At 63.7% G+C, this 22,350-nt stretch carries 19 protein-coding genes; 7 read left to right on the top strand and 12 right to left on the bottom strand.

The window, feature by feature from the left end:
* Positions 1–4: 4 nt before the first annotated feature.
* Positions 5–1,771, top strand: coding sequence for a threonine/serine ThrE exporter family protein (locus ACUIAH_RS05860; protein WP_445341566.1), 1,767 nt, complete (start codon positions 5–7; stop codon positions 1,769–1,771).
* Here ACUIAH_RS05860 and trpS read toward each other — a convergent pair.
* A complete protein-coding gene (gene trpS, locus ACUIAH_RS05855) occupies positions 1,768–2,853 on the bottom strand; it encodes a tryptophan--tRNA ligase (RefSeq protein ID WP_445340651.1) in 1,086 nt (361 codons plus the stop codon). The genes ACUIAH_RS05860 and trpS overlap by 4 nt on opposite strands.
* 153 nt (positions 2,854–3,006) lie before the next feature.
* Here trpS and ACUIAH_RS05850 point away from each other — a divergent pair, with 153 nt between their 5' ends.
* Entirely contained in the window at positions 3,007–3,390 is a 384-nt protein-coding gene (locus tag ACUIAH_RS05850; protein ID WP_445340650.1) for a DUF3073 domain-containing protein, read from the top strand.
* A gap of 6 nt (positions 3,391–3,396) precedes the next feature.
* Here the strand turns inward: ACUIAH_RS05850 and ACUIAH_RS05845 are convergent, their stop codons facing one another.
* Positions 3,397–3,816 (bottom strand): sterol carrier family protein, encoded by a 420-nt coding sequence (locus tag ACUIAH_RS05845; RefSeq protein WP_045923787.1) that lies wholly within the window; start codon positions 3,814–3,816, stop codon positions 3,397–3,399.
* Between the two features lie 133 nt (positions 3,817–3,949).
* On the bottom strand, positions 3,950–4,180 hold the full coding sequence (locus ACUIAH_RS05840) for a hypothetical protein (RefSeq protein ID WP_015021110.1): 231 nt from the start codon (positions 4,178–4,180) through the stop codon (positions 3,950–3,952).
* A 154-nt stretch (positions 4,181–4,334) separates the two neighbouring features.
* Here ACUIAH_RS05840 and ACUIAH_RS05835 point away from each other — a divergent pair, with 154 nt between their 5' ends.
* Entirely contained in the window at positions 4,335–5,096 is a 762-nt protein-coding gene (locus ACUIAH_RS05835) for a rhomboid family intramembrane serine protease (RefSeq protein ID WP_445340649.1), read from the top strand.
* Positions 5,097–5,486: 390 nt separating this feature from the next.
* Here the strand turns inward: ACUIAH_RS05835 and crgA are convergent, their stop codons facing one another.
* The gene (crgA, locus tag ACUIAH_RS05830; protein ID WP_445340648.1) at positions 5,487–5,906 is read right to left on the bottom strand and encodes a cell division protein CrgA; all 420 of its coding nucleotides are present in this window, start codon (positions 5,904–5,906) and stop codon (positions 5,487–5,489) included.
* Between the two features lie 90 nt (positions 5,907–5,996).
* Here crgA and ACUIAH_RS05825 point away from each other — a divergent pair, with 90 nt between their 5' ends.
* Entirely contained in the window at positions 5,997–6,749 is a 753-nt protein-coding gene (locus ACUIAH_RS05825; protein WP_045923788.1) for a DUF881 domain-containing protein, read from the top strand.
* Complete coding sequence (locus tag ACUIAH_RS05820; RefSeq protein ID WP_445340647.1) at positions 6,750–7,889, top strand: class E sortase; 1,140 nt, start codon at positions 6,750–6,752, stop codon at positions 7,887–7,889.
* A 239-nt stretch (positions 7,890–8,128) separates the two neighbouring features.
* Here ACUIAH_RS05820 and pknB read toward each other — a convergent pair whose 3' ends face one another.
* From pknB to ACUIAH_RS05780, 8 genes are all read right to left on the bottom strand, one after another.
* A complete protein-coding gene (pknB, locus tag ACUIAH_RS05815) occupies positions 8,129–10,288 on the bottom strand; it encodes a Stk1 family PASTA domain-containing Ser/Thr kinase (protein ID WP_121913886.1) in 2,160 nt (719 codons plus the stop codon).
* Positions 10,285–11,277, bottom strand: coding sequence for a serine/threonine-protein kinase (locus ACUIAH_RS05810; RefSeq protein ID WP_024627542.1), 993 nt, complete (start codon positions 11,275–11,277; stop codon positions 10,285–10,287). The genes pknB and ACUIAH_RS05810 overlap by 4 nt, the downstream gene beginning before the upstream one ends.
* Positions 11,274–12,737 carry a peptidoglycan D,D-transpeptidase FtsI family protein gene (locus ACUIAH_RS05805; protein WP_445340646.1) on the bottom strand — a complete coding sequence of 488 codons (1,464 nt, stop codon included), beginning with the start codon at positions 12,735–12,737 and terminating at the stop codon, positions 11,274–11,276. The genes ACUIAH_RS05810 and ACUIAH_RS05805 overlap by 4 nt, the downstream gene beginning before the upstream one ends.
* Entirely contained in the window at positions 12,734–14,224 is a 1,491-nt protein-coding gene (locus tag ACUIAH_RS05800; RefSeq protein WP_445340645.1) for an FtsW/RodA/SpoVE family cell cycle protein, read from the bottom strand. The genes ACUIAH_RS05805 and ACUIAH_RS05800 overlap by 4 nt, the downstream gene beginning before the upstream one ends.
* Positions 14,221–15,771, bottom strand: coding sequence for a BofC C-terminal domain-containing protein (locus ACUIAH_RS05795; RefSeq protein ID WP_445340644.1), 1,551 nt, complete (start codon positions 15,769–15,771; stop codon positions 14,221–14,223). The genes ACUIAH_RS05800 and ACUIAH_RS05795 overlap by 4 nt, the downstream gene beginning before the upstream one ends.
* Before the next feature lie 6 nt (positions 15,772–15,777).
* The gene (locus ACUIAH_RS05790; protein ID WP_373312927.1) at positions 15,778–16,293 is read right to left on the bottom strand and encodes an FHA domain-containing protein FhaB/FipA; all 516 of its coding nucleotides are present in this window, start codon (positions 16,291–16,293) and stop codon (positions 15,778–15,780) included.
* Positions 16,294–16,329: 36 nt separating this feature from the next.
* Positions 16,330–17,034, bottom strand: a complete 705-nt coding sequence (locus ACUIAH_RS05785; protein WP_015021121.1) for an FhaA domain-containing protein — start codon at positions 17,032–17,034, stop codon at positions 16,330–16,332.
* Positions 17,035–17,233: 199 nt separating this feature from the next.
* Positions 17,234–18,076, bottom strand: coding sequence for an InlB B-repeat-containing protein (locus ACUIAH_RS05780; RefSeq protein ID WP_445340643.1), 843 nt, complete (start codon positions 18,074–18,076; stop codon positions 17,234–17,236).
* A gap of 349 nt (positions 18,077–18,425) precedes the next feature.
* Here ACUIAH_RS05780 and ACUIAH_RS05775 point away from each other — a divergent pair, with 349 nt between their 5' ends.
* Positions 18,426–20,834, top strand: a complete 2,409-nt coding sequence (locus ACUIAH_RS05775; protein ID WP_445340642.1) for a prolyl oligopeptidase family serine peptidase — start codon at positions 18,426–18,428, stop codon at positions 20,832–20,834.
* A 57-nt stretch (positions 20,835–20,891) separates the two neighbouring features.
* Positions 20,892–22,199, top strand: coding sequence for a chloride channel protein (locus ACUIAH_RS05770; protein ID WP_445340641.1), 1,308 nt, complete (start codon positions 20,892–20,894; stop codon positions 22,197–22,199).
* Positions 22,200–22,350: the final 151 nt, after the last annotated feature.

The following is a 22,350-nucleotide window of genomic DNA, read 5'->3' as shown; positions in this document are numbered from 1 at the left end:
GGACATGGAGGACATTGAACGCGATTACGACAAGCCCATCGTCGAGGCCTGCATCGCGGCCAAGACCAGCCTGATTGTGCGGGTGGGCATGCTGGAGCTGGGGGCCGGCACGGGAAGCTTCCGCGTGCGCGAGATGATGCATAGGATTGCCTACCCCATGGGCGTGCATGTGCGGGCCGACGTGAACCTGACCGACATCGAAGCCACCTGCACGGATGGCGTGTCCCGCATCACCGAGGTGGTGGACCTGCCCACCACCGGGGTCAACACCGAGCGGATCTGGCTGCTGGAGCACTTCGCGGACTGGCTCAGCGTCAAGTGCGGGCAGGCGGGGACCTACCACGCCATGACGGTGGTCTCCCGGGAGCTGGTGGACAACCTGGACGAGCCGAACGTCTACGCGGCGGCCCGCAAGGCGGTCAAGGAGGTGCTGGCCCAGGACCAGGATGCGGCCAAGGCGCTCAAGGATGCGGTGGCCACCGCCGTACACAACGAGGACGAGATCAGCCAGAACCGGATCGATGCGGCGGCCATAGACACCAGAACGGCCGCCGGACTGGGCACCGTAGGCTCCACGCCTCGGCCGGAGGATTCCAAGGATTCCAAGGTTGCTTCTGTCTCTGCTTCCGCTTCTGCCGACGGCGTGGACAAGGATTCGGATTCGAACGCCGCCGGTTCTGCAGCCACCGGATCGTCTGCAATCAGCCAAGGCCGCGGCTCTGAGGCTGGGCGGCCTGCCTCCTCTGACAAGTCCGCGTCCCCGGAGCCGCAGGCAACGGGCGGCATCACGGTTCGTCAGGCGCATGAACGCCTGGACCTGATCGAGCGGCGCAAACCCCTCTATTCGCCCCTCTTCTCAGGCTTCGCCTCGGCCGTGGCCTGCGCAGCCTTCGTCTTCCTGCTGGGCGGCGGCCCCTATGACATGGCCGGAGCCTTCGTCGGCGCTGGCATAGGCCAGTGGGTGCGCCGTCAGATGCTGGGCAGGCGGATCAACCAGTTCTTCGCCACCGGAGTGGCGGTCATCATCGCCGCCCTGGCCTGCGTCGGCACGCTGAGGCTGGTGGGCATCTTCGACCCGGTGGCCCTCAGGCACGACACGGCTTACATCGGCGCCATCCTCTTCGTCATTCCAGGCTTCCCCCTGGTCACCGGCGGCCTGGACATCGCCAAGCTGGACTTCCCGTCTGGGGTGCAGCGCATCACCTATGCCTTCTCGATCATCCTGGTGGCCACGCTGGGTGGCTGGGCCGTGGCGCGGATGGTCATGCTCAACCCCCAGGGCTTTGAACCCATGAACCTGAGTCCCTGGCTGATGGCCGGCCTGCGCTTGATTGCGGCCTTCTGCGGGGTCTGGGGCTTCTCGGTCCTCTTCAACTCACCCCAGCGCATGGCCCTGGTGGCCGCCGTCATCGGCGCTCTGACCGACACCATGCGTCTGGAGATGCAGGACCTGCTTCATGTCCCTCCGGAGATGGCCGCCTTTCTGGGCGCCTTCCTGGCCGGCATGCTGGCCACGGTCTGGCGCTCCTCGGTCCGTCACGGCCTGCTGCCGCCCCACCTGGGTTACCCAAGGATCAGCCTGACCGTGCCCTCCATCGTCATCATGGTGCCCGGCCTGTATATGTATCGGGCCATGTTCTACCTGGGGCAGTTCAATACGCTCAACGCCCTGGACTGGGCCTTCCGGGCCTTCATGGTCATCATCTGCCTGCCCATCGGCCTGGTCACGGCCCGGGTGCTGACCGACCGCTCCTGGCGGTACGACGTCTAGTAGCGCATGCCCATGGCCGAGCGGACCTGATCAAGGGTCTCCTCGGCTATCTGGTTGGCGCGCTTGTTGCCCTCGACCAGGATGTCGCGCACGGCGTCCATGTCCTTGGCCAGCTCGGCCCGACGCTCGCGGTGGGGCGCCAGGAACTCGTTGACCGACTTGGTCACGTAGGCCTTGAGGGCGCCCGAGCCGGCATCGCCGATCTCCTCAGCGATGTCCTCGGGCTTCCGGTCGGTCACCAGGCCGGCCGTGGTCAGCAGGGCCGAGACCTGGGGGCGGTTGACAGGGTCGAAGGTGATCCTGCGCTCGGAGTCGGTGGGCGACTTGCGGATCAGCTTGGCCGTCTCCTCGGCGGTGGCTCCCAGCATGATGGAGTTGCCGTAGGACTTGCTCATCTTGCGTCCGTCCAGACCCGGAATCTCAGGGGTGTCGGACAGGATGGCGTCAGGTTCGGGGAAGACCGGGGCCTGGCCGGGGTAACGCTCGTCGAAGCGGCGGGCGATGGTCCGGGTCAGCTCCACATGCGGCAGGTTGTCCTTGCCGATGGGCACGACGTTGGCCTTGCAGAAGAGTATGTCGCAGGCCTGGTGGACCGGGTAGGTCAGCAGCAGGCCGGTCAGGGCGTGGCCGCTGGCCTCCATCTCGGCCTTGACGGTGGGGTTGCGGTGAAGCTCGGCCTCGGTCACCAGGGAGAGGAAGGGCAGCAGCAGCTGGTTCTCTGCCGGGGTGGACGAATGGGTGAAGATCATGGTCTTCTCGGGGTCGATTCCCGCAGCCAGATAGTCCAGCACCAGGTTGAGCACGTTGTCGCGGATGTGCTCGGTGGTGTCCCGGTCGGTGATGACCTGGTAGTCGGCGATGACGATGTTGGTGTGTACGCCGCGATTCTGCATCTGGACGCGCTCGCGGATGGAGCCGAAGTAATGGCCCAGGTGGAGCCTGCCGGTCGGGCGGTCGCCGGTCAGCATGGTGTAGCGGCTCGGATTCTTGTCCAGCTCGGCCAGCACCTGGTCGGACCGATGCTTGGCGGCTCTGAAGCTGTCGCTGATCTCGTTGCCTGCCGCTGTGACTTCTCCCTGCATGGTCCCACCCTTGCCGTCGTGCCGAATGTCGTTCTGGGAATTGCTTTTATGGTAAAAGTCCGAGCCGACAAGATGCTCAGGTGGTACTCTCATAAATGATGCAAATTCACATTCAAGTTGCCTAAGTGCACGTTACCTGGCGAAGGGGGTCGGATGGGCCGCGGACGTCAGAAGGCTAAGCAGACGAAAATAGCCCGGAAGCTCAAATATCTGACAACGGACACGGATTACGACGAGCTGGCCAAAGAGCTCAGCAGCAAGGAACCCGGAACCAGGGGCAAAGATCCCTTCAAAATGGTTGAAGAGGAGTACGCCAAGCCGGATTCGCGCAAATCGGGGGGCCAGGACCCCGAGGATTCCACGGACGATGATCTGGACGATTACGCCCGGTGGGCCGCCGAGGCTGCTGCCAAGGCCACCTCTGGCGAGATGCCGGCCACGCCCAAGCCCCACAAGCGCATACCCATTCCCGTGCCAAGCGCGCTCAAACACCATAAGGACAAGAAGACCGCAGCCAAGGGGTCCGCGAGCAAGTAGCCGGCCTCATACCAGCGGCAGCAGCTCGTGCAGATCGTCTCGCTCGCCCACGGCGCTGATATGCCCGGCGGCGGCTTCTTCGCTCCAGCTGGTGACGCCGGCGGCCAGCCGCAGCCAGACATCCGGGTCCAGTTCGATGACGTCGGGCGGGGTCAGGTTATGCGGGTCGGATGCCGGCCCGTCCAGAATCTTGACGGCCCCCCAAGGCGCCACCCTGACCTCTACGCCGGGGCCGGGGGCCTTGATCTCCAGCATGTGCAGGGAATAGCGGACAGCCATGGCCTTGCTGCGCCTGTCTGTTTGCGGGGCCACTGTCAGCCGGTCGCCCTCCGGGCCCAGATTATTCGCGGCCTCCTTGGCCGCATCGCGCCAGGCCAGAAAATCCCGGCGGCCTTCTTCCATGTCTGCTTCCCGTATGGCACTCATGGCTCCATTGTGACGCGCCGCCCCAACAGGCGTGTCCAGCAGGCTGCAGTCAGGCCGAATTCAGGCATGAAAAAAGGAACCCGTTGCCCTCACGTCTTTGACGCTGGGTCGGATTCCTTCCCGACCGGAACGGTCAGGCCTGTGCGCCCGCTTGCAGAGGGGTCTCGGGGTCCTCGGATCCCTTGTCCTCCTCATCCTTGGCCAGGCCCAGGTCGACTGGCGATGAGCTGTTCTCCCACGGCTCCTCCCAGGGATCGTAATCCGGGTTCTGCTGCTTGTATACGAACAGAGCGACAACGCCGGCCAGCAGCGTGCCGAAGAGCAGTGCAAAGAACTTCCAGCCGTTTGAAGATGAATTCTCCATGTTTGGCTCCTTTCGACGACTTTCGTCGGTCCTGCCCACTTCGACCGACCTAGTCAACATCCTAGTAGAAAGCGGCGAACTGTGGGGCGCATCGGTGCCATTGCGGCACGGAAACCGCACACCCCGGGCCGGATGGTCAGGTAAGGTAAGGTTCATGGTCAATGGCATGGGCACCGGTTTCGCAGGCGGAGGGAACGGTCGGGGGCCGCTGGGCTGGATCCGGCGGCACTGGGGTGACCATGCTCCGGTGGTGACCATAGCCATCACCCTGATCTGCATAGCGGCCTGGGTCATCCAGATGGCCCTGTACCTGCTGGCTCCGCTTCGCTACCAGCGGCTTTTGCTGGGCTACTGGGCCTTCGTGCCGATTACGGCCATTCATGAGCCCTGGATGTTCGTGACCAACATATTTCTGCACGCCACCAATGTCTCGCACATACTCTTCAACATGATCACCCTCTGGGTTGTGGGGCCGGTGCTGGAAAATCTGATAGGGCATGGGCGTTTTCTGGCCCTCTATCTGATCAGCGGGCTGGGCGGGGACCTGGGACTGATGGTCTATGCGGTCCTGGCGCCCAATGGATGGGGCACGTCGGCCATCGGGGCCTCGGGCGCGCTCTTCGGGCTCTTCGCCGCCATCCTGGTGGTCTACCGCCGTCTGGGGATCGACATCGTTTCCATGGTGGTCTGGATGGCCATCAACTTCTGCATGCCCCTGTTTGTGCCCGGCATCGCCTGGCAGGACCATGTGGGCGGATTCATAGTCGGCGGCCTCTTCATGCTGGCCCTGCTGCACATGGGCCGGCCTGGCTCGCGGGTGCATGGCCTGCTCTCCTGGCTGCTGCCCACGCTGATCTTCCTGGCGGCCCTGGTCCTGTTTGCTCTGGGCTGCAACATGGCCAACCCCATGCGCTGAAAATCAGCTTCTGCCTGCTGCGTCGCTGCCTTCCGTAATTGATAAATGACATGGATGTCATCTATCCACATTTGTTGACAATCGTGTGGATAACCTGGGAATAAGTATCCAGAACTGGTGCATATATACCGGCAAAAAGTGGATAAGTGAAGGCAGAACCCAATCAGCAGTAGGGTTGTGGACGAGTGTCCCAGGAAGTCCACGATGAATTCGGGCGATTGTGGATAACTGTGGCTTGAGTCTGACAACAGTGGATGAAATAGGTGGAGCTGGAGGCTTGAATCCACACACGCATAACGTTCAGGTGTGGACGGTTCTAGGCAGGTATACAAAGAACCCCACAGCCGTGTCTGGACGGTTGCGGGGTCCCTGAAGAACACTGTGGCTGGATCAGTGCCACCACATGGTCATGAGGAAGCCGACCAGCAGAATGCCGAAGCCCACGGCCAGGTTCCAGTTGCCGATGCTGGGGATGGGGAAGACATTGCCCCGGGTGGAGGCGATGTAGTAGACCACGATCCAGATCAGGCCCACCACCATCAGCGTGACGAAGAGAGGCACGAACCAACGTGGATTGGCCTTGGTGCTCTTGATGGTGTCCTCCACGCGGCGGGTGTTCTCCTCCTGACGCTGCACGATGCGGCGCATCTGCGGGGTCATGTGCTTTTTGTCAACGTTCTGGTTGAGCACAGCCTCCACCTTGTCCATGGACAGGCCGTACTCCTCGTCCTCGGCGTCCTCGCCAGTGTCAGCGGTCTTGGCCTCGTCCACCGCCTGGTCCTCGTCATCATGGAGTTGATGCTCTGCCATGAGGTTATTCTCCTTCAGTAGATCTACTAAGCCATAGTAGCGGTTAGACTCGAACGTAATACTATCGCAGACGAGGATGAGGGTATGCCTATGACCAGACGGACGGGACGGCACGGTGCGCGCAGGTCCCTGGTCGGCACAGTGTCCGTGGCTGTGGTGCTGGCCCTGGTCGGGTACATGCTGACCACCAACATCCGTGTCAACAGGACGGTCACGGTCACCTCGGACACGGCCGGGCTGGTGGAGGAGCGCCAGAACAAGGCTGCTGAGCTGCGCAAGGACATCAATGACATGAGCTCCCAGATCAACGCGCTGAAGACCCTTACCGACGACAAGGGCAGCTCGGACCAGTCGCGCGAGGACCCCGGCTCGGGCACGGTGCTCAAGGCCGTCCAGGGGCCGGGGCTGACGGTGACCCTCAACGATTCCCCGCTCTGGCAACAGAAGGTGGGATCCGACGGGTCGACGGCCAATATCAACGATTACGTCATCCACCAGCAGGATGTGGAGAGCGTGGTCAACGCGCTTTGGGCCGGGGGAGCCGAGTCCATGCGGATCCAGGATCAGCGGGTGCTGCCCACCACGGCCGTGCGATGCGTGGGCAATGTGCTGCTGCTGCACGGCCGAAAGTACTCGCCGCCATATAAGATTTCAGCCATAGGACCAGTCGACCGGATGACCAAGTCCCTGAATGCTTCGCCATCCATCCGCATTTACAAGGAGTACGTGAATACGGTAGGTCTGGGATGGAATGTCGAATCTTCGGACAATCTGAAATTCCCTGAGACGACGGCTGTCCTGCAGCCACTCCAGTACGCATCGCTAGATGAGAAGGCACGGTAAATGACGACAGATGACTCGGAGAACGACAGGACGTCGGTCGATAAACCGGCGGATAAGCCGGCGGATAAACCGGCGGATAAGCGGCGAACTTGGCTGGTGGGCATTGCGGAAATCGTAGGGGAGCTGCTGATTACCCTGGCCGTCATCTGCGCCCTCTACGTGGTCTGGCAGCTCTGGTGGACCGGCGTGCAGTCCGAGCATCAGCAGTTGCAGGCCCGGGCCTCGACCTCCTGGAGCAACCCAGGATCGGGCGACTCCCGCAAGGTGGCCAAGCCTCAGAAAGGGGCGCCGCCGGTACAGCCCAAGCAGGCCGCCGAGGGTGAACTGATGGCCCAGGCCTACATTCCTCGGTTTGGACAGCATTGGGAGCGCAATGTGGTTCAGGGCACGTCGCCCCGGGAGCTGGCCTATGCGGGACTGGGGCACTACCCCAATACGCAGATGCCGGGCGAGATGGGCAACGTGGCCATTGCCGGACACCGTGCCGGTTATGGTGAGCCGCTGGGCCATGTAGACGAGCTGCGAGTGGGCGATGCCATCGTTCTGCGCACCAAGGATTACTGGTACGTCTACCACTACACCCGCTACAAGATCGTCTCGCCCGAAGAGGTGAGCGTCATCGCCCCCAACCCTTATTCGCCCAACGACGCTCCTGATCGGCGCATGATCACACTGACCACCTGCGAGCCCAAGTACACCACGGCCACACATCGGTGGATCAGCTGGGGCGAATTCGGCTACTGGGCCAAGGTGTCCGACGGTGTGCCCAAGGAACTGCTGGGCGACCGAGGCAGCAATGTGGCCTTCGCCGACGACAAGGGCTCGATCATGGCCAGGCTGGGCTCTCTGCAGCCGGTCTTCCTGGTTTTGGCAGCAGCCTATCTGATCATCTACCTGGCGGCACTGGCTGCCTGGCGGTACCCCTTGCTGAAGCAGATTCGCAAGGGTGAGAAGCCCCAGCCCATGATCAGCCTCTATGGCTGGCTGCTACGGCACCAGTCCGGCATAGCCCCGATTCGATGGCTTCTGCTGATTCTGCTTCTGCTGGCTCTGGTCTGTGCCTTGATGGAATGGGGCTTCCCATGGTTGGCCAGCAACGTGCCCATGCTCAGACAGATGTCCAACTACTCCACCTTCTGACCTGGGCGTCATAGGAAGAGCGGCGGGGCCGCAGGATCCAATGTGATCCTGCGGCCCCGCCGCTTATTGATGTCATATCTTGCCGACTGCCGGAAGTGATTGCCCTAGTTTATCTAAGACACCACGGTGGCCATGGTCTGGAAGGCGCCGCTACTTCACCCGTACTCATGCTGCCTGGCCTTATATGACCCAACATATGGCCCCGGCGGCAGGACTGTGCCCGCCGGGGCCATATCAGGTCAGTTGGCGGAGCTGATGGTGGTCACCGTGATGGGTGTGTTGTCGTCCACCCTGCTTCCCGCCGATGGGTTTACAGCGGTCACCTTGTCCGTGTCCTTGCCGATGGAGGTGATCCTGTCGGCGCTGACACCGCTGTTGGTCAGCTTCTGCCGGTAGCTGCCCAAGGTCTCGCCCTGGGAGAAGGGCGGGATGCGGATGGCTGTGGTCAGGGTGATGGTGTCCTTGGACTTGTCGAAGGAGGCGCCTGCGGCAGGATCCTGGCCGGTGACCTCGGCGTTGTCGTTGCCAGGGCCGTTGACCGTGATCTTGACCCCCTGGCCCAGGGTGCGCTTGGCTTCGCCCAGGGTCATGCCGATGTAGTTGCCCAACTGCATGCCGTTGCTGACGGTGACCGTGATCATGGCTCCCTGCTGGACGGAGGACCCGGCAGCCGGATCGGTGCTGATGACCATATCCTTGGCCACGGTGTTGGAGGCCTGCTCGCGGATGGTGATGTTGAAGTGCAGACTCTGCAGGGTCTTGGTTGCGTCGTCCTTGGTCTTGCCAGACAGATCAGGCACCTTGGTCATGCCCGAGGAGATGTAGATCAGGATGCTGGTTCCCTTGGCCACGCTCTGGCCTGCGGCGGGATCCGTGCGGGTCACATGGTCCTTGGGCACGTCCTGGCTGTCCTCCACCGAGGCGGCGGGGGAGACCTTGAATCCGGCCTTCTCCAGGGTTCTGCGGGCCTCCTGCTGGTTCATGCCCTTGACGTCGGGAATGGCCGTGTCCTTGGGCCCGGAGGAGAACCAGACGGTCACTGTGGAGCCCCTGGGAGCCATGCTTCCGCCCTTGGGGCTCTGCTTGGTGAAGGTCCCCTTGGGCTCGGCCGAGTCGTGGTCCTCCTTCTCCTGGTAGTGGAAGCCTGCGGCGGTGACCTTCTCGCGGGCGAGGATCCGTGACATCTGCGCGTTGATGGTGGGCACCTCGGCCATCTGATGATGGTTCCGGTTCACGACCGTCCAGAGACCCAGCCCGGCGGCTACCAGAAGCAAGGCTCCCAGGACGGCGCCGATGATGATCTTCTTGCGCTTTTTGGCCTTTTGCTGGGCCGTCTTGGCGGCTGTGCGCTCAGCTGTGGCTACGCCGGTGGCAGCAGGGTTGAGCGAATCCTGGACGGGGTTGAAGGCCTGGGTGGCGGCCGTCTCCTCTTCGGTCAGCGGCATGGTGGCCGTTTCAGTCCCCTGCTCGGCATCCTTGCGGGCCTTGACGTTGGCCAGGTCGGTCAGCGGGTTGAAGGCGGCAGCCACCGGGGTTCCGCCGTTCATGAAGGCCAGGATGTCGCTCTTGAAGGCGGAGGCCGTGGCATACCGGTTCTGGCGGTCCTTGGCCATGGCCTTGGCGCAGATGGAGTCCCACATCTTCGGCAGGCCGGGCACGATGCTGCTGGGCGGAGTGGCCACCTCGGTGACGTGCTGGTAGGCGATGGCCACGGCCGAATCCCCGTTGAAGGGCGGCCGTCCGGTCAGCATCTCGTAGAGGACGCAGCCGGCCGAGTAGAGGTCGGAGCGCATGTCCACGCTCTCGCCGCGGGCCTGCTCGGGGCTCAGGTACTGGGCCGTGCCCACCACGCCCTGGGACTGGGTCATCGTGGCGGCCGAGTCGTCCATGGCCCGGGCGATGCCGAAGTCCATGACCTTGACGATGCCCTGCTCCGAGATCATGATGTTGCCGGGCTTGATGTCCCGGTGGATGACGCCCATGTGGTGGGAGTAGTCCAGGGCGCTCAGCATGCCCAGCATGACCTGCTCGCTGTCGCGCTGGCTCAGGGCGCCGTTCTCCTTGAGGATGGACCGCAGGGTCTGGCCCTTGACATACTCCATGACCAGGTAGGGCACCCGCTCATGGTTGCCCTGGTCGTCGGTCAGTATCTCCTCGCCCGAGTCGTAGATGGAGACGATGTTGGGGTTGTTGAGCAGGGCGACCGAGTGGGCCTCACGCCGGAACCGCGATAGGAAGACCTCGTCGTTGGCCAGATCGGATCGCATGATCTTGACCGCGACGGTCCTTCCCAAACGTGTGTCCACAGCCTTGTGGACCTCGGCCATGCCACCGCGTCCGATCAGCTGTCCCAGACGGTATCGTCCGTCCGCTAGGGACGGCGGCAGTGTGATGCTCATAGGGTATCCCCTCCGTTCGTCGCTTCAAGGCCGCGCTGTGCGCTTCCTTCTCCATAGTGCCCCCAGAAGGGCCTGAAGATGTCTTTTACCGCGTGCGGCCTGCTCATAATGCGTCGAGGCATGGGTGCGCGTGGATTGATGACCTCCGTCTCGCCCACCTGCTGATCCAGCAGTCGCTGCTCGATCCTGGCCAGTGTGTGCGAGACCACCAGTGCATTCGCCGGGCGGTCCCGCGGGTCCTTGGCCAGCATGGACATGACGAAGTTCATGAGTTGGTTGTCCACCGAGTCGGGCAGCGGCGGCACAGGGTCGTTGACGTGTGCCGCCGCGATGTCCACCGGGGTGGCGCCGGTGAAGGGCCGGTGCCCGCAGAGCCCCTCGTAGGCCACCACGCCCAGGGAATAAATGTCTGACTGGGGGGTGGCCTGAAGGCCCTGGGCCTGCTCGGGCGAGATGTACTGGGCCGTGCCCACCACCATGCCGTCCTGGGTGATCTGCCCCTGGTTGGTGGAGTATGAGACCCCGAAGTCGGTGATCTTGACCTCGCCGGTGTCGGAGACCATGATGTTGGCCGGCTTGACGTCCCGGTGGATGACACCGTGGGAGTGGGCCACGTAGAGCCCCCGGGCCGTCTGGATCAGGATGGGCAGCAGCTCGATGGGGTCCAGGGCGCCCCGGTCCCGGTAGATGTCTGCCAGGGATTGGCTGGGCACGTATTCCATGATCAGGAATCCGATGCCGTCATGCTCGTAGTACTCGAAGAGGGCGGCGATGTTGGGGTGGGCCAGGTTGGCGGAATTGTGCGCCTCGGCCCGCAGCCGCAGCAGCTTGGACTCCTCGTTGGTCAGGTCCTCGCGCAGGGCCTTGATGGCCACCACACGGCCCAGTTCGATGTCGTAGCCCTTCCAGACCTCGCCCATGCCCCCTTGGGCCAGACGGCGGTCCAGACGGTACCGTCGATGGATGAGCTGTCCCTGTACCAGTTTCACTTGGCAGCCTCCTGCATGACGCGTTTCATGATTGGCCCGGCGATCTCCATGCCATAGGAGGAGATTCCATGCACCACGACGGCAACAGCCACCTTGGGGTTATCGGCCGGGGCGAATCCTACCATCCACCCGTCATTTGCCGCATTGCCCGCGCCGATCTGGGCCGTGCCGGACTTGGCCGCCACCTGCATGCCGGGGATGGCCAGCTCCGGGTAGCTCTTGGTGGTCACCGCATCCATCATGGTGGTCAGGGCCTTGGCGGTATCTGATGAGAAGGCCTGTGAGTAGACCGAGGGCGTGGTTTCGCTGATGACGCTCAGATCGCTGGAGCGCACCCGGTCAACCAGGGTCGGCTGCATGAGCTTGCCACCGTTGGCCACGGCGGCGACCGTCATGGCCGCCTGCATGGGGGTGGACAGGGTGTCCCCCTGGCCGATGGAGGCCAGGGCGAGCCGGTCCTGGGACTGGTCCTCGGGGAACTTGGATGCCACAGCCTTCATGGGCCGGCCCGTGGAGTTGGTCCCGTCCAAGGTGATGGTGGAGCCGTAGCCGAACTTGCGGGCCTGCTCGGCCAGCGTCTTGCCGCCCAGGCTGACACCCAGCTGGGCGAAGGCGGTGTTGGAGGAGTAGGCCAGGGCGTTCTCCATGCTGATCCTGCCGTTGACCCCGTTGCCCGTGGCTGTGGCGTTGGTCAGGTTGTAGTTGGTGCCGGGCAGGGTGTACGAGGCTCCTGCCGGCAGCTGGCTGTCGGGGTGGTACTGGCCGGACTCCAGGGCGGCGGCGGCCACGACCACCTTGAAGGTGGACCCGGGTGGATACAGCTGCGAGGTGGCCCGGTTGAGCATGGGGTTGTCGGAGCGGGAGGCCAGCTTCTGGTAGGCCTGGGAGGCATCGCCGCTGTCGTGGGCGGTCAGGTCGCCGGGGTTGTAGCTGGGCGTGCTGACCATGGCCAGGATGCGGCCGGTGGAGGGCTCGATGGCCACCACCGATCCGGACAGGTTGCCCAGCATGGTATAGGCCGCCTCCTGCATGCCGGGATTGATGGAGGTCTCGATGGAGGCGCCCTTGTTCTGGGTTCCGGTGAAGAGGGACTTGAGCCGGTCCATCCACAGGCTGTCGGACTGGCCGCTCAGCAGGCGGTCGCGCGAGGCTTCGATTCCCCGGTCGGCCGGGCTGGTGATGGAGTAGTAGCCGGTGATGGGCGAGTAGACGGCCCCCTTGTTGTAGTGCCGCTGGTACTGGAAGGAGTCGTTGATGGGGTCGGACTGGGCAATGACGGCGCCGTCCGAGGTCAGGATGGCTCCCCTGGGTGCCGCATATTCGTGGTAGAGGGCGCGCAGATTTCGCGGATCCGAGTTCAGGCTCCCGGCCCGGATCACCATGATGATGGAGCTGGAAAGCCCCAGGATGACGAAGAGGACGATGACGGCGTTGAAGAGTTGACGCAGGGCCTTGTTCACTGTCCACCTCCTCGCACCTGGCGGGCGGGAATGCGTCCGGTGGCTGGCAGGTCGGTCTCCTCGTCCTGGTCCGAATCGTTATGGTCCGAGTCGTCCTGTCCGCTGCGCTTGCTGGTCTCCTGCTGGCGCAGGACGGCCAGGGCCTCGTACTTGAAGGTGTCTGAGCTGACCTCGGGCGCCGGCTTGTTGGCCGCGTTGGAGATGATGATCAGCAGGACGGCCAGGATGCAGTTGGCCACCAGGCTGGAGCCGCCCGCCGCCATGTAGGGCATGGTCAGGCCGGTCAGGGGGATGACCAGGGTGATGCCGCCCACCACGGTGAAGACCTGGAAGGCCATGGTGAAGACCAGGCCGGAGGCCAGGAGCTTGCCGAAGCCGTCCTTGATCTTCATGGCCGTGATCATGCCCGAGGCCACGATGACCAGGTAGAGGGCCAGGATCACCAGCAGGCCGCTCAGCCCCAGCTCCTCGCCGACCGAGGTGTAGATGAAGTCGGAGTTGGCCAGGGGGGTGATCCAGGGGCGTCCCTGGCCCAGGCCGGTGCCGGTCAGCCCGCCGGCGGCCAGGCCGAAGATGCCGCGCACCAGCTGGCCGGACCCGCCGAAGGCCTTGCTGAACTCAGCGTCGCTGAAGGGGTGCAGCCAGGCGTCCACGCGGGCGCCCACATGGGCGAAGATCATGGATGCGGCCACGGCCCCGATGACGAAGAAGACCGAGCCGATGGCGATCCAGCTGGTGCGGCCGGTGGCCACATAGAGCATGGAGACGAACATGGCGAAGTACATCAGCGAGGTGCCCAGGTCATGCTGAATGACCAGGACGGCCAGCGAAATGAGCCAGACGATGATGATGGGGCCCAGATCCTTGATTCGGGGCATCCGCATGCCTAGCACTTTCTTGCCGCCCACGGCCAGCTGGTCTCGGTGGTCGAACAGGTAGGCGGCGAAGAAGAAGGCCAGGAAGAGCTTGGCGAATTCGCCGGGCTGCAGGGTATGCGACCCTACGCCGATCCAGATGCGGGCGCCGCCGATCTCGCGGCCGATGCCGGGAAGCATGGGCGACAGGAGCAGGACCAGGCCCACCACCATGCTCACATAGGAGAAGCGTCGCAGCAGTCTGTAGTCCCGCAGCAGCACGACCAGCAGTCCGCACAGGACCAGGGCCAGACACAGCCAGATCAGCTGGGTGAAGCCCACTCGTGTGGGTTGGCCGATCCGGGCGTTGCGCAGATCTATGCGAGTGATCAGGGTGATGCCCAGCGAGCTCAGAATGACGATGCTGGGCAGGATGGCCTGGCTGCCATAAGGCTGGAAAATCTCCAAGAGGACCCAGAGGGCGATGAAGAGGGCGGCGGTGACTGCCAGCAGGGCGGCGTAGTCTCCAGGGAAGCGGCCCGCCGAGCGGGCGAACATCTGGAAGAAGCCGATGAACCCTACCAGCAGGGAGAAGAGCAGAAGGCCTATGCGGCGCAGACGGATGGCGATCATGACGAGTGCCGCCCGTCCTGGCTGGTTTTCGACGGCGAGGACGAGGCTGACGGGGAAGCAGCCGTCTTGGCGCGCTCGCGCTTGAGGTCGCCGGCCTCCTTGCGGATCAGGCTGGCGTGCTCCTGGGCGTCGTCCATGCTGGAGACGGTGATGCCCTCTTCCAGCTGGTCACGCCAGGACTGGGGCAGCCCCTTGACGGCGATGTCCGTGGTCTGCACCGGGTGGGACAGCGAGAGGGCGAAGGCCTTGGTGGGCACACCCTGGTAGATGACCACATGGCCTTGATCCGTGCCCAGGTAGTACTGTTCCTGGCTCCAGCGATAGGCGGCGCCTGTGCCTCCGGCCAGGGCAAGGATTACCAGGGTGATGATGCCGGCCAGGATCAGTCGAATTCTCCGGTGCCGGGAGCGCTGGCGCTTGCGCTGCTCCAGGTGCTCCTTGTGGATGGCGTCAGCCACGTCGGGGTCATAGGGGTCGGCTGAGGCCGAGCCGTCCTTCTTGCGGACGACGGGGATCTCGCTGGTGTCGGGCACATGCCGTTCGCCGCTCTCCTCGCGGGCAGCCGAAGGCTGGGCGGTGCGGCCATCTTCGTCCTCGTCCTCCTGCTTGGCGGTATCCCGGTCCTGGGCCAGATCGGCGGCACGCTTGGCGGGGGACTCCCGGGACTGGTCGCGCAGGCGCGGTGCAGCCGCTACGGGCTCATCCAGGATGTCGGCCAGGGCCTCCAGGTTGGAGCTGGCGGCGCCACCGACCAGAGGGGTCTGATGGGGCAGGTCAAAGGCATCGGCGTCCAAGGCCAGCGTGGCATCGGCGATGACCACAGTCACGTTGTCGGTGCTGCCGGCCTTCAGGGCGAAGGTGACCAGCTGCTGGGCGCACTCCGCCTGGTCCGAGACCGTGGACAGCACCTCGGCGATGGTCGAATCCTCCAGAACGCCGCAGAGGCCGTCCGAGCAGATCATCCAGCGGTCTGCGGGCATGGCCTTGGTGATGGAGATATCCGGACGGGGGTCGATGTCGAAATCCCCCAGGACCCGCATGACCACGTTGCGCTGAGGGTGGTTGCGGGCTTCGGCCGGGGAGATGCGGCCGGTGTCGATCAGGTGCTGCACGTAGGAGTGGTCCTGGGTCATCCGGATCAGCTTGCCATCGCGCAGGAGGTAGCCCCGGGAGTCCCCGATATGGGCCAGCACCCAGGAGTCGTCGGCCAGAGCCAGGGCCGTGACCGTGGTGCCCATGCCTGACAGCCGGTGTTCGCGCTTGGCCTTGCCCACGATGGCGTCATGGGCTGCGATGACCGAGGTCTCCATCATCCGAGCCAGGGACTGCACGTCCTGCTCACGGTCGTCGCGTTCGATGTGGGCCAGGGATCGGATGGCTATGGTCGAGGCCGTATCCCCGCCTGCGTGGCCGCCCATGCCGTCGCACATGGCCACCAGGCGCTCGCCGGCGAAGGCAGAATCCTGGTTGTTGCTGCGCACGTACCCCACGTCTGAAACCGCCGTGGAGTAGAGGAACAGCTTTTGGCTCGCATCGTTCCTGGTCATGGGCGGCTACCTCAACTCGAAGGTGGTGGCACCGATGCGTACGGGAACCTCCGCCGGTAGGATTGTCGGCGCCGTGATTTTCTGCCCCGAGACGACGGTGCCGTTGGTGGATCCCAGATCCTCAATGGCCCATCGGCCCGATGCAGGATCCTGGTAGACCCGCGCATGATGGCCTGAGACGAACTCGTCGTCCAGCACCAGGGTGTTCGAGGAGGAGCGTCCCAAGGTAATTGGCCGTCCGGACAGCGGTGTGGATGAGCCGGCCAGAGGTCCGTCAATGACTACCAACAAAGAGGGGTCGTCACTTGCAGGCTCTGTTTTGCTGACCGGGGCAATAGGTACGGATCTGGCGGCCGCCGGAAGCTTGCCCTGGGCTGCGCGTTCGCTGCGTCGGCGGGTATGAGAGGTCTTGGGGCTGAAAGTCTCGATGTCTTTGCGGAGTGAACGGATGGCCAGCCAGACGAATACCCATAACAGAGCCAGGAATCCGTATTTGAGGATGGCGAATGTCAGTTCAGTCAGCATAATGATTCGACCTTACTTCAAGGTCTGGGCGACTTACGAATCCTGTTCCTGCGACGATGCCCAGTAGAGGATGCGGGTACGGCCGATGGTGATGGTATTGCCGTCCAGCAGGGTGGCTGCGGGAACCTGATGTCCCTCTACATAGGTGCCGTTGGTGGACCCCAGATCGCGGGCTACCACGCCCTTGTCAGTGATCTCGATCTGCAGGTGTCGGCGGGAGATGCCTGCGTCGTCGATGACGATGTCGCAGGAGGATCCGCGGCCGATGGTGGTGATGGGGGCGGTCAGCAGGTACTGGCGGCCGTTGATCTCCAGCACCGGGCAGTCCTTGGACTCCTCGGGTGTGGTGACGGGTGCCGCGTTGCCCTGGACCGACTCGGCAGACAGGTGGAAGTCGCCCTTGTTCAGGTTGAGGTCCTCCTCGAAAATGACCACGACCGGGCCGACGAAGGCATAGTGCTGGCTTTCGGCGTACTTGGTCAGGTTGTCTGCCAGCTCGTTGGCCAGTGCCTCCGAACCCCACTGCTCGATGCGGTCGAAGTCGGGGGTGGATAGTCTGAACCGATACTCGTTGGGCGCCACGGTGCGGTCGCGACCGACGGGCATGGCCTGTGAGTCTATCTCACGCTCGAGGGCGCTCGACAGGTCGACGGGCTGTAGGTCCTTGGAGCCGAACTTCGAGAAGACGCCGTTAACGGCGCCTTCCACGCTCTTCTCGAAACGATCGAGAACGCTCATAGTCATCCCTTTCCATATAACCCTTTCATAGTACGTGACCCTGCCGGAAGGGGGTAATGGGCGGTCGGATGCTTGCAATTTCTTCAATGAACAGGTTCGAACGACCGCGACTGCTGGGCATGGATAAGGCCCCGTGGCCACAATGGACCAAGGGGCCTTTGAACTTCAATCATCATGGGTCAGGCCGAGGCCTGCAGGCTCACAGAGCCAGCTTGCGACGCAGACCCAGGGTGATGCCGGCGGCCAGGCAGAGGCCAGCGGCGATGGCCAGAGGAGCCACGGCGTCGGCGCCGGTCTGAGCCAGAGTGTTGTTGTTCTTGGCGTCCTTCTTAGCCGGATCCTTGGCGGGAGCCTTGTTGTCCTTGGCAGGCTGCTTGGTGTTGTTGTCAACCGGAGCGGTCTGACCAGGCTTGTTAGGCTCGTTGGGAGTGGTCACCTTGGTGTACCTGGCCCTGAAAACAGCGTCTGCGGTGTAGGTGCCACCGGGGACGTAACGGGATCCGCCATTATCGCTAAACCAACCGTCGAAGGTGTAACCATCGAAGTTATGAACCGTGGGTTCCTTGGATAGCTTTCCCTCACTATTGGTTTCGACCGGGTCCATATATGTATCTTCGATATTTTCCGGATTCACACTGATGAAAGTGACCGTGTAAGTGGGGATGGCGGCGGGGTCTAACACCACGAAGTGAGGATAGAGATCGGCCTTGTCGGTGAAAACATGATTGGCGAAGTCGATCGGATGTTGATCTGGGTCTGTTGGATCCTCAACCCAGCCGTCAGGTTTCACATTCTGCTCGGTCAACTCATCGGACAGTGTAGGCGTTGGGACATCTTCGAGTTTCAGCTTGCCGTCTGTGCCGGTAGTACGAGTAATCACGGTTCCAGCACCGGTGTCGTGAAAATCGACTTGGTAAGTAGCGGCCTTGGTCTGGACATTCTTGCTCTCGACAGCCTGGGCCACGGTAGGCAGCAACGCTAGGCCGCCTGCCAGGGTGGCGCCGGCAGCGAGTACTGCGCATGCGCGTTTGATACGAACCATGATATTCATTGGTTACCTCTATTTTCTCTTATTGTCGGTTGCTCCCCAGATACATTCATGGGGTGTCCTGCCTTGACACCCCGACCCCTGGGAAACAGGCATCATCAACCAGTCTTTGGCGACAACACGCTATAATTCTAGCGCACGGAATGGTCATCGGCCGGCCGAAGTCCGGGAATAGGCCATATTCGACGATAAGAATTTCTCATGTAGAACGATTAACGTCTGCTGCGGGCTGGGCGGCGCATCGCAGTTGAGCTATTCGAATTCCCCTTTGGCACCTGGGCGCTTATCATCGTGGCAGACGCATGATCATGGGGATCATGTCAGAGATAGTCGAGGAGCGAGCATGGCCGAAGAGGTGGATCGGGCGATGGAGGCATATCCGCGGGCCAAGGCCCGGACCCTGCGGTTTACGTTGGGTGCGCCACGGTCGGCCCTGGCGGTGGGGGACGGCTCACGGGCTGTCTTTCTACGCTCCGACGGACCTGAAGACCTGGTGACCGGGCTCTGGCTGTCCGTCTTTGACCAGGATGGCCGCCACCATGAGGTGCTCCTGGCCGACCCTAGGGCCCTGCTGGATGATGCGGACCAGGAACAGGTGCCGGCCGCCGAGCTGGCTCGCAGGGAGCGCTCGCGGGAGGGCGGCGAGGGCATTGTCGATTACAGTGTGGATGCTGCCGGGGATCGGGTGGTCTTTGCCTTGGGCGGTCGGCTCTGGCTCTCACTGATAGCCCCCGATGGTCTCACCGCCTCCACGCGGCCCCTGAGCCTGGAAGACAGCGATTCGGCCGTGCTCAATCCTGCCATCAGTCCGGACGGCACCATGGTGGCCTATACGACTGGCGACCGGCTGATGGTGGTCACTATCGGGCAGGATGCCGGGCAGGATCGAGAAAGGGCTGTCCTGGCCCTGCGCCCAGGCACCGATGATCGAATGCGGCTGGGGCTGGCCGAGTTCGTGGCCGGCGAGGAGATGGACCGCTACCAGGGATTCTGGTGGTCGCCGGATTCCAAGGCGCTGCTGGTCGAGCACACTGATTCCTCCGAAGAGCCGATCTGGTACATCAGCGATCCGGCCAATCCCCAGGTCGGGCCACGCGCCCGGCGGTATCCCCAGGCTCTGACCGCCAACGCCCGCGTCGGACTGAGCCTGGTCCTCCTGGGCCAGGATGACGCCGACCCCTGGGTGGGCGAGGTGGACTGGGATCATCAGGCCTTCGAGTACTTGGCCGTGGTCCGCTGGCAGGAGGGGCATCGGCCCCTGCTGCTGGTTCAGAACCGTCGACAGACCGAGGACAGGATTCTGGATGTGCAGGTGCCGGATGCACGTCAGGGCTTGGAGCCGGGGCAGAATATGACCCTGCTTGATCCCGAGGCGGCGCCCAAGGTGGCCACCAGGGTGCTGCAGGAGCATGGCAACGACCAGTGGATCGACCTGGTGCCGGGGTTGCCGGCCTACCAGCCCCAGGGCGGGCTGGTGGATGCCTTCATCGATACAGAAGCCGATACCACGCGGCTGCGCCTGGACGGAAAGGTATTCTCTCCTGCTGGCTGCCAGATTCGACAGGTGCTGTCCGTGGAGGACCGCGATGTGCTGGCGGTGGTCTCCACTGACCCCCGCAGCTTCGACCTGATGCGCCTGGGCTATGACGGCTCCATTCATGTGCTCAACCGTCTGCCCGGAGTGTGGTCCGCCTCGCGAGCCGGCCATGGCATCGTGGTCAGCGGCCGGACCATGGCTTCGGCGCAGGGGCAGGTGCGCCACTGCTACCTGGGAGCAGACGGGGATCTGGACCGCCTGGGTGCTGAAGGGCTGGGCCTGGTGGGTGAAGCCCGCCCCGACAGCAGCGCTAAGCAGACTGGCGAAGCTGTGCGGCATGAGCATCAGGATCGTCCTGATCGGCGGGCCGTGGATGCCGGTCATATCAATAGCCAGGGAGCCATGAGCGCCGTCCTGGCCGACACCAGCAGCGATCCCGGGTTCACCCCCAACGTGGACTTCGTGCGTATGGGCCAGCACGAGCTGTTCGCAGCCATCGTCAGACCGTCCGAATCCAGCCCCTACGCCAGCGCCGACAGCCTGCCCGTCCTGCTCAAGCCCTACGGCGGGCCGGGCGCCCAGCAGGTGGTCTTCAACCAGTCCTACTACTGGGAGTCCCAGTGGTGGGCGGATCAGGGCTTCCTGGTCCTGACCGCGGATGGCCGGGGCACGCCGGGTCGTGGGCCTGCCTGGGATCGGGCCATTTTCGAGGACATGGCCCAGGTGACTCTGGATGACCAGCTTGAGGCTCTGGAGACCCTGCCGGACTTCGCTCCTGAGGCAGACCTGGGACATGTGGCCATGATCGGCTGGTCCTATGGCGGCTTCCTGTCGGCCCTGTCGGTCCTGCGGGCTCCCGACCGGATCCATGCGGCCTGCGCGGGCGCCCCGCCCACGGACTGGACTCTTTACGACACTCATTACACCGAGCGCTATCTAGGTCTGGACCCGGCCGTCTACCGCCGCAACGGGATCATTGATGACGCCCCCTCGCTGCGCCGCCCGCTGATGCTGATCCACGGGTTTGCGGACGACAACGTCTCCGTGGCCAACACCCTGAGGCTCTCCGGCGCTCTGATGGCGGCCGGCCGTCCCCATACGGTCCTGCCGCTGACCGGCATCACCCACATGACCAATGACGAGACCGTGGCCGAGAACCTGCTTATTCTGCAGCGGGACTTCCTGCGGGAGGCTCTCAAGAACAAGACGGACTGACGGAAAGGCTGTTTGGGCTGACGCTCTGCTGGCGGTTGCTTCCGCTAGATTGGGGTTGTGCATATCCAACGAAAGCCTGACCAGGCTCCAGGGTCCAGTCGCGGATTCCAGCTTCCCCGCAGCTGGGGCCTGGCGGTCTCGGTGCTCTGCCTGGGCCTGCTGGTCGGACTTTCCTCGGGCCTGTTGGCAAGGTTCTTCGAGCTGACCCAGGTCGGCCTGCTGGGTTTCGCTGAGACTCCAAAGGCTCCCACGGCTGAGGCGGTGCCGCCGATCAGGAGGCTGGCCTCGGTGACCATTGCCGGGCTGGCGGCCGGTCTAGTCTGGGCCTGGCTGCGGACGAGAACCAGACTGGTTCCCTCGGTCGGCCAGGCTGTCAAGGGCGTGCCCATGCCCCCGGGGCGGACCGTGGTCCATGTGCTCACCCAGATCTTCTTTGTGGCTGCCGGCGGCTCCATCGGCAGAGAGGTGGCCCCGCGCGAGGCCGGGGCCCTGCTGGGCGGTCTCTGGACCAGGCTGGGTCGGCGACTTGGACTGCGTGATCAGGACGGTCCGCTGCTGGTCGCCTCGGCTGCTGGTGCGGGTTTCGCTGGCATTTATATTGCGCCTCTGACCGGTGCCTTCTTCGGCATCGAGGTGCTGCTGCGGCGAGTGGATGCCGAAGTGGTCACGGTCAATCTGGCCATGTCAGCCCTGGCTACCCTGGTCGGCGGATCCATCAAGGGGTTTGCTCCTTACTATAAGGTCGGCTCCGAGCCCTTCCGGCCCTGGCTCATGGCAGTGGTTCTGCTGATCGGACCGGTCATGGGGCTGTTGGGGGCCGGATTCCGGCGGATGACCTCCTGGGCTGAGGCCCATAGAACCACTGGTCCTGCAGCCATCTGGCAGCTGACGGGGGTAGCTCTGTTGACCGGTCTGGTCGCCCTGGCCGTTCCACAGGTCTTGGGCAACGGTCGGGCCCTGGCTCAGATGGGCATGGATCAGCGCCTGTCTGCAGGGTTCTCGGGACTCCAGCTGGCTCAGTCGCTCGCCTTGCTGGCCCTCTTCGCACTGGCCAAGGCCCTGCTGACCACAGCCACCATCCGTGCCGGGGCCTTCGGCGGCACCCTGACGCCGTCCATAGCCCTGGGGTCCGCCATGGGCGCTGTTCTGGGCCTGCTGCTGGCTTGCCTTGTGCCCGGCCTGCCGGTCTGGCAGTGTGCCGTGATTGGCGCCGCCTCCCTGCTGGCCGCCTCCCAGCAGGCTCCGCTCATGGCCATGGCCATGCTGATGGAGGTCTGCCATCTGCCGGTCATGGCCTTCATGCCCATGGGCCTGGCTGTGGCCCTGTCGATGGCTGTCTCCCGTCTGTTCGTGGCCAAGGCATAAACCGTCGTCGGTAGCCCGTGTCGCCCAAGGGATCCGTCCTTACTCATATACGATGAAACCACCATTGGTCGCATGCCTGCCCTTCCGCCTCCAGCATTGAGCGGGCATCGAGCGGGCATTCACGATCAGCTGACCGGCCTGGGCCAGTAAG

It is taken from the genome of Bifidobacterium sp. ESL0820 (assembly GCF_052606235.1).
This window is presented reverse-complemented; position numbering and strand designations above follow the sequence as displayed.

What these genes read in the sequence shown, in the direction of transcription:
- ACUIAH_RS05775 (WP_445340642.1), top strand. Translation starts at nt 18,426, where the DNA reads ATGGCCGAAGAGGTGGATCGGGCGATGGAGGCATATCCGCGGGCCAAG.
- ACUIAH_RS05825 (WP_045923788.1), top strand. Translation starts at nt 5,997, where the DNA reads ATGACCAGACGGACGGGACGGCACGGTGCGCGCAGGTCCCTGGTCGGC.
- ACUIAH_RS05785 (WP_015021121.1), bottom strand. Translation starts at nt 17,034, where the DNA reads ATGAGCGTTCTCGATCGTTTCGAGAAGAGCGTGGAAGGCGCCGTTAAC.
- ACUIAH_RS05780 (WP_445340643.1), bottom strand. Translation starts at nt 18,076, where the DNA reads ATGGTTCGTATCAAACGCGCATGCGCAGTACTCGCTGCCGGCGCCACC.
- ACUIAH_RS05860 (WP_445341566.1), top strand. Translation starts at nt 5, where the DNA reads ATGGAGGACATTGAACGCGATTACGACAAGCCCATCGTCGAGGCCTGC.
- ACUIAH_RS05845 (WP_045923787.1), bottom strand. Translation starts at nt 3,816, where the DNA reads ATGAGTGCCATACGGGAAGCAGACATGGAAGAAGGCCGCCGGGATTTT.
- ACUIAH_RS05820 (WP_445340647.1), top strand. Translation starts at nt 6,750, where the DNA reads ATGACGACAGATGACTCGGAGAACGACAGGACGTCGGTCGATAAACCG.
- ACUIAH_RS05835 (WP_445340649.1), top strand. Translation starts at nt 4,335, where the DNA reads ATGGTCAATGGCATGGGCACCGGTTTCGCAGGCGGAGGGAACGGTCGG.
- pknB (WP_121913886.1), bottom strand. Translation starts at nt 10,288, where the DNA reads ATGAGCATCACACTGCCGCCGTCCCTAGCGGACGGACGATACCGTCTG.
- ACUIAH_RS05795 (WP_445340644.1), bottom strand. Translation starts at nt 15,771, where the DNA reads ATGACCAGGAACGATGCGAGCCAAAAGCTGTTCCTCTACTCCACGGCG.
- ACUIAH_RS05840 (WP_015021110.1), bottom strand. Translation starts at nt 4,180, where the DNA reads ATGGAGAATTCATCTTCAAACGGCTGGAAGTTCTTTGCACTGCTCTTC.
- crgA (WP_445340648.1), bottom strand. Translation starts at nt 5,906, where the DNA reads ATGGCAGAGCATCAACTCCATGATGACGAGGACCAGGCGGTGGACGAG.
- ACUIAH_RS05800 (WP_445340645.1), bottom strand. Translation starts at nt 14,224, where the DNA reads ATGATCGCCATCCGTCTGCGCCGCATAGGCCTTCTGCTCTTCTCCCTG.
- ACUIAH_RS05850 (WP_445340650.1), top strand. Translation starts at nt 3,007, where the DNA reads ATGGGCCGCGGACGTCAGAAGGCTAAGCAGACGAAAATAGCCCGGAAG.
- trpS (WP_445340651.1), bottom strand. Translation starts at nt 2,853, where the DNA reads ATGCAGGGAGAAGTCACAGCGGCAGGCAACGAGATCAGCGACAGCTTC.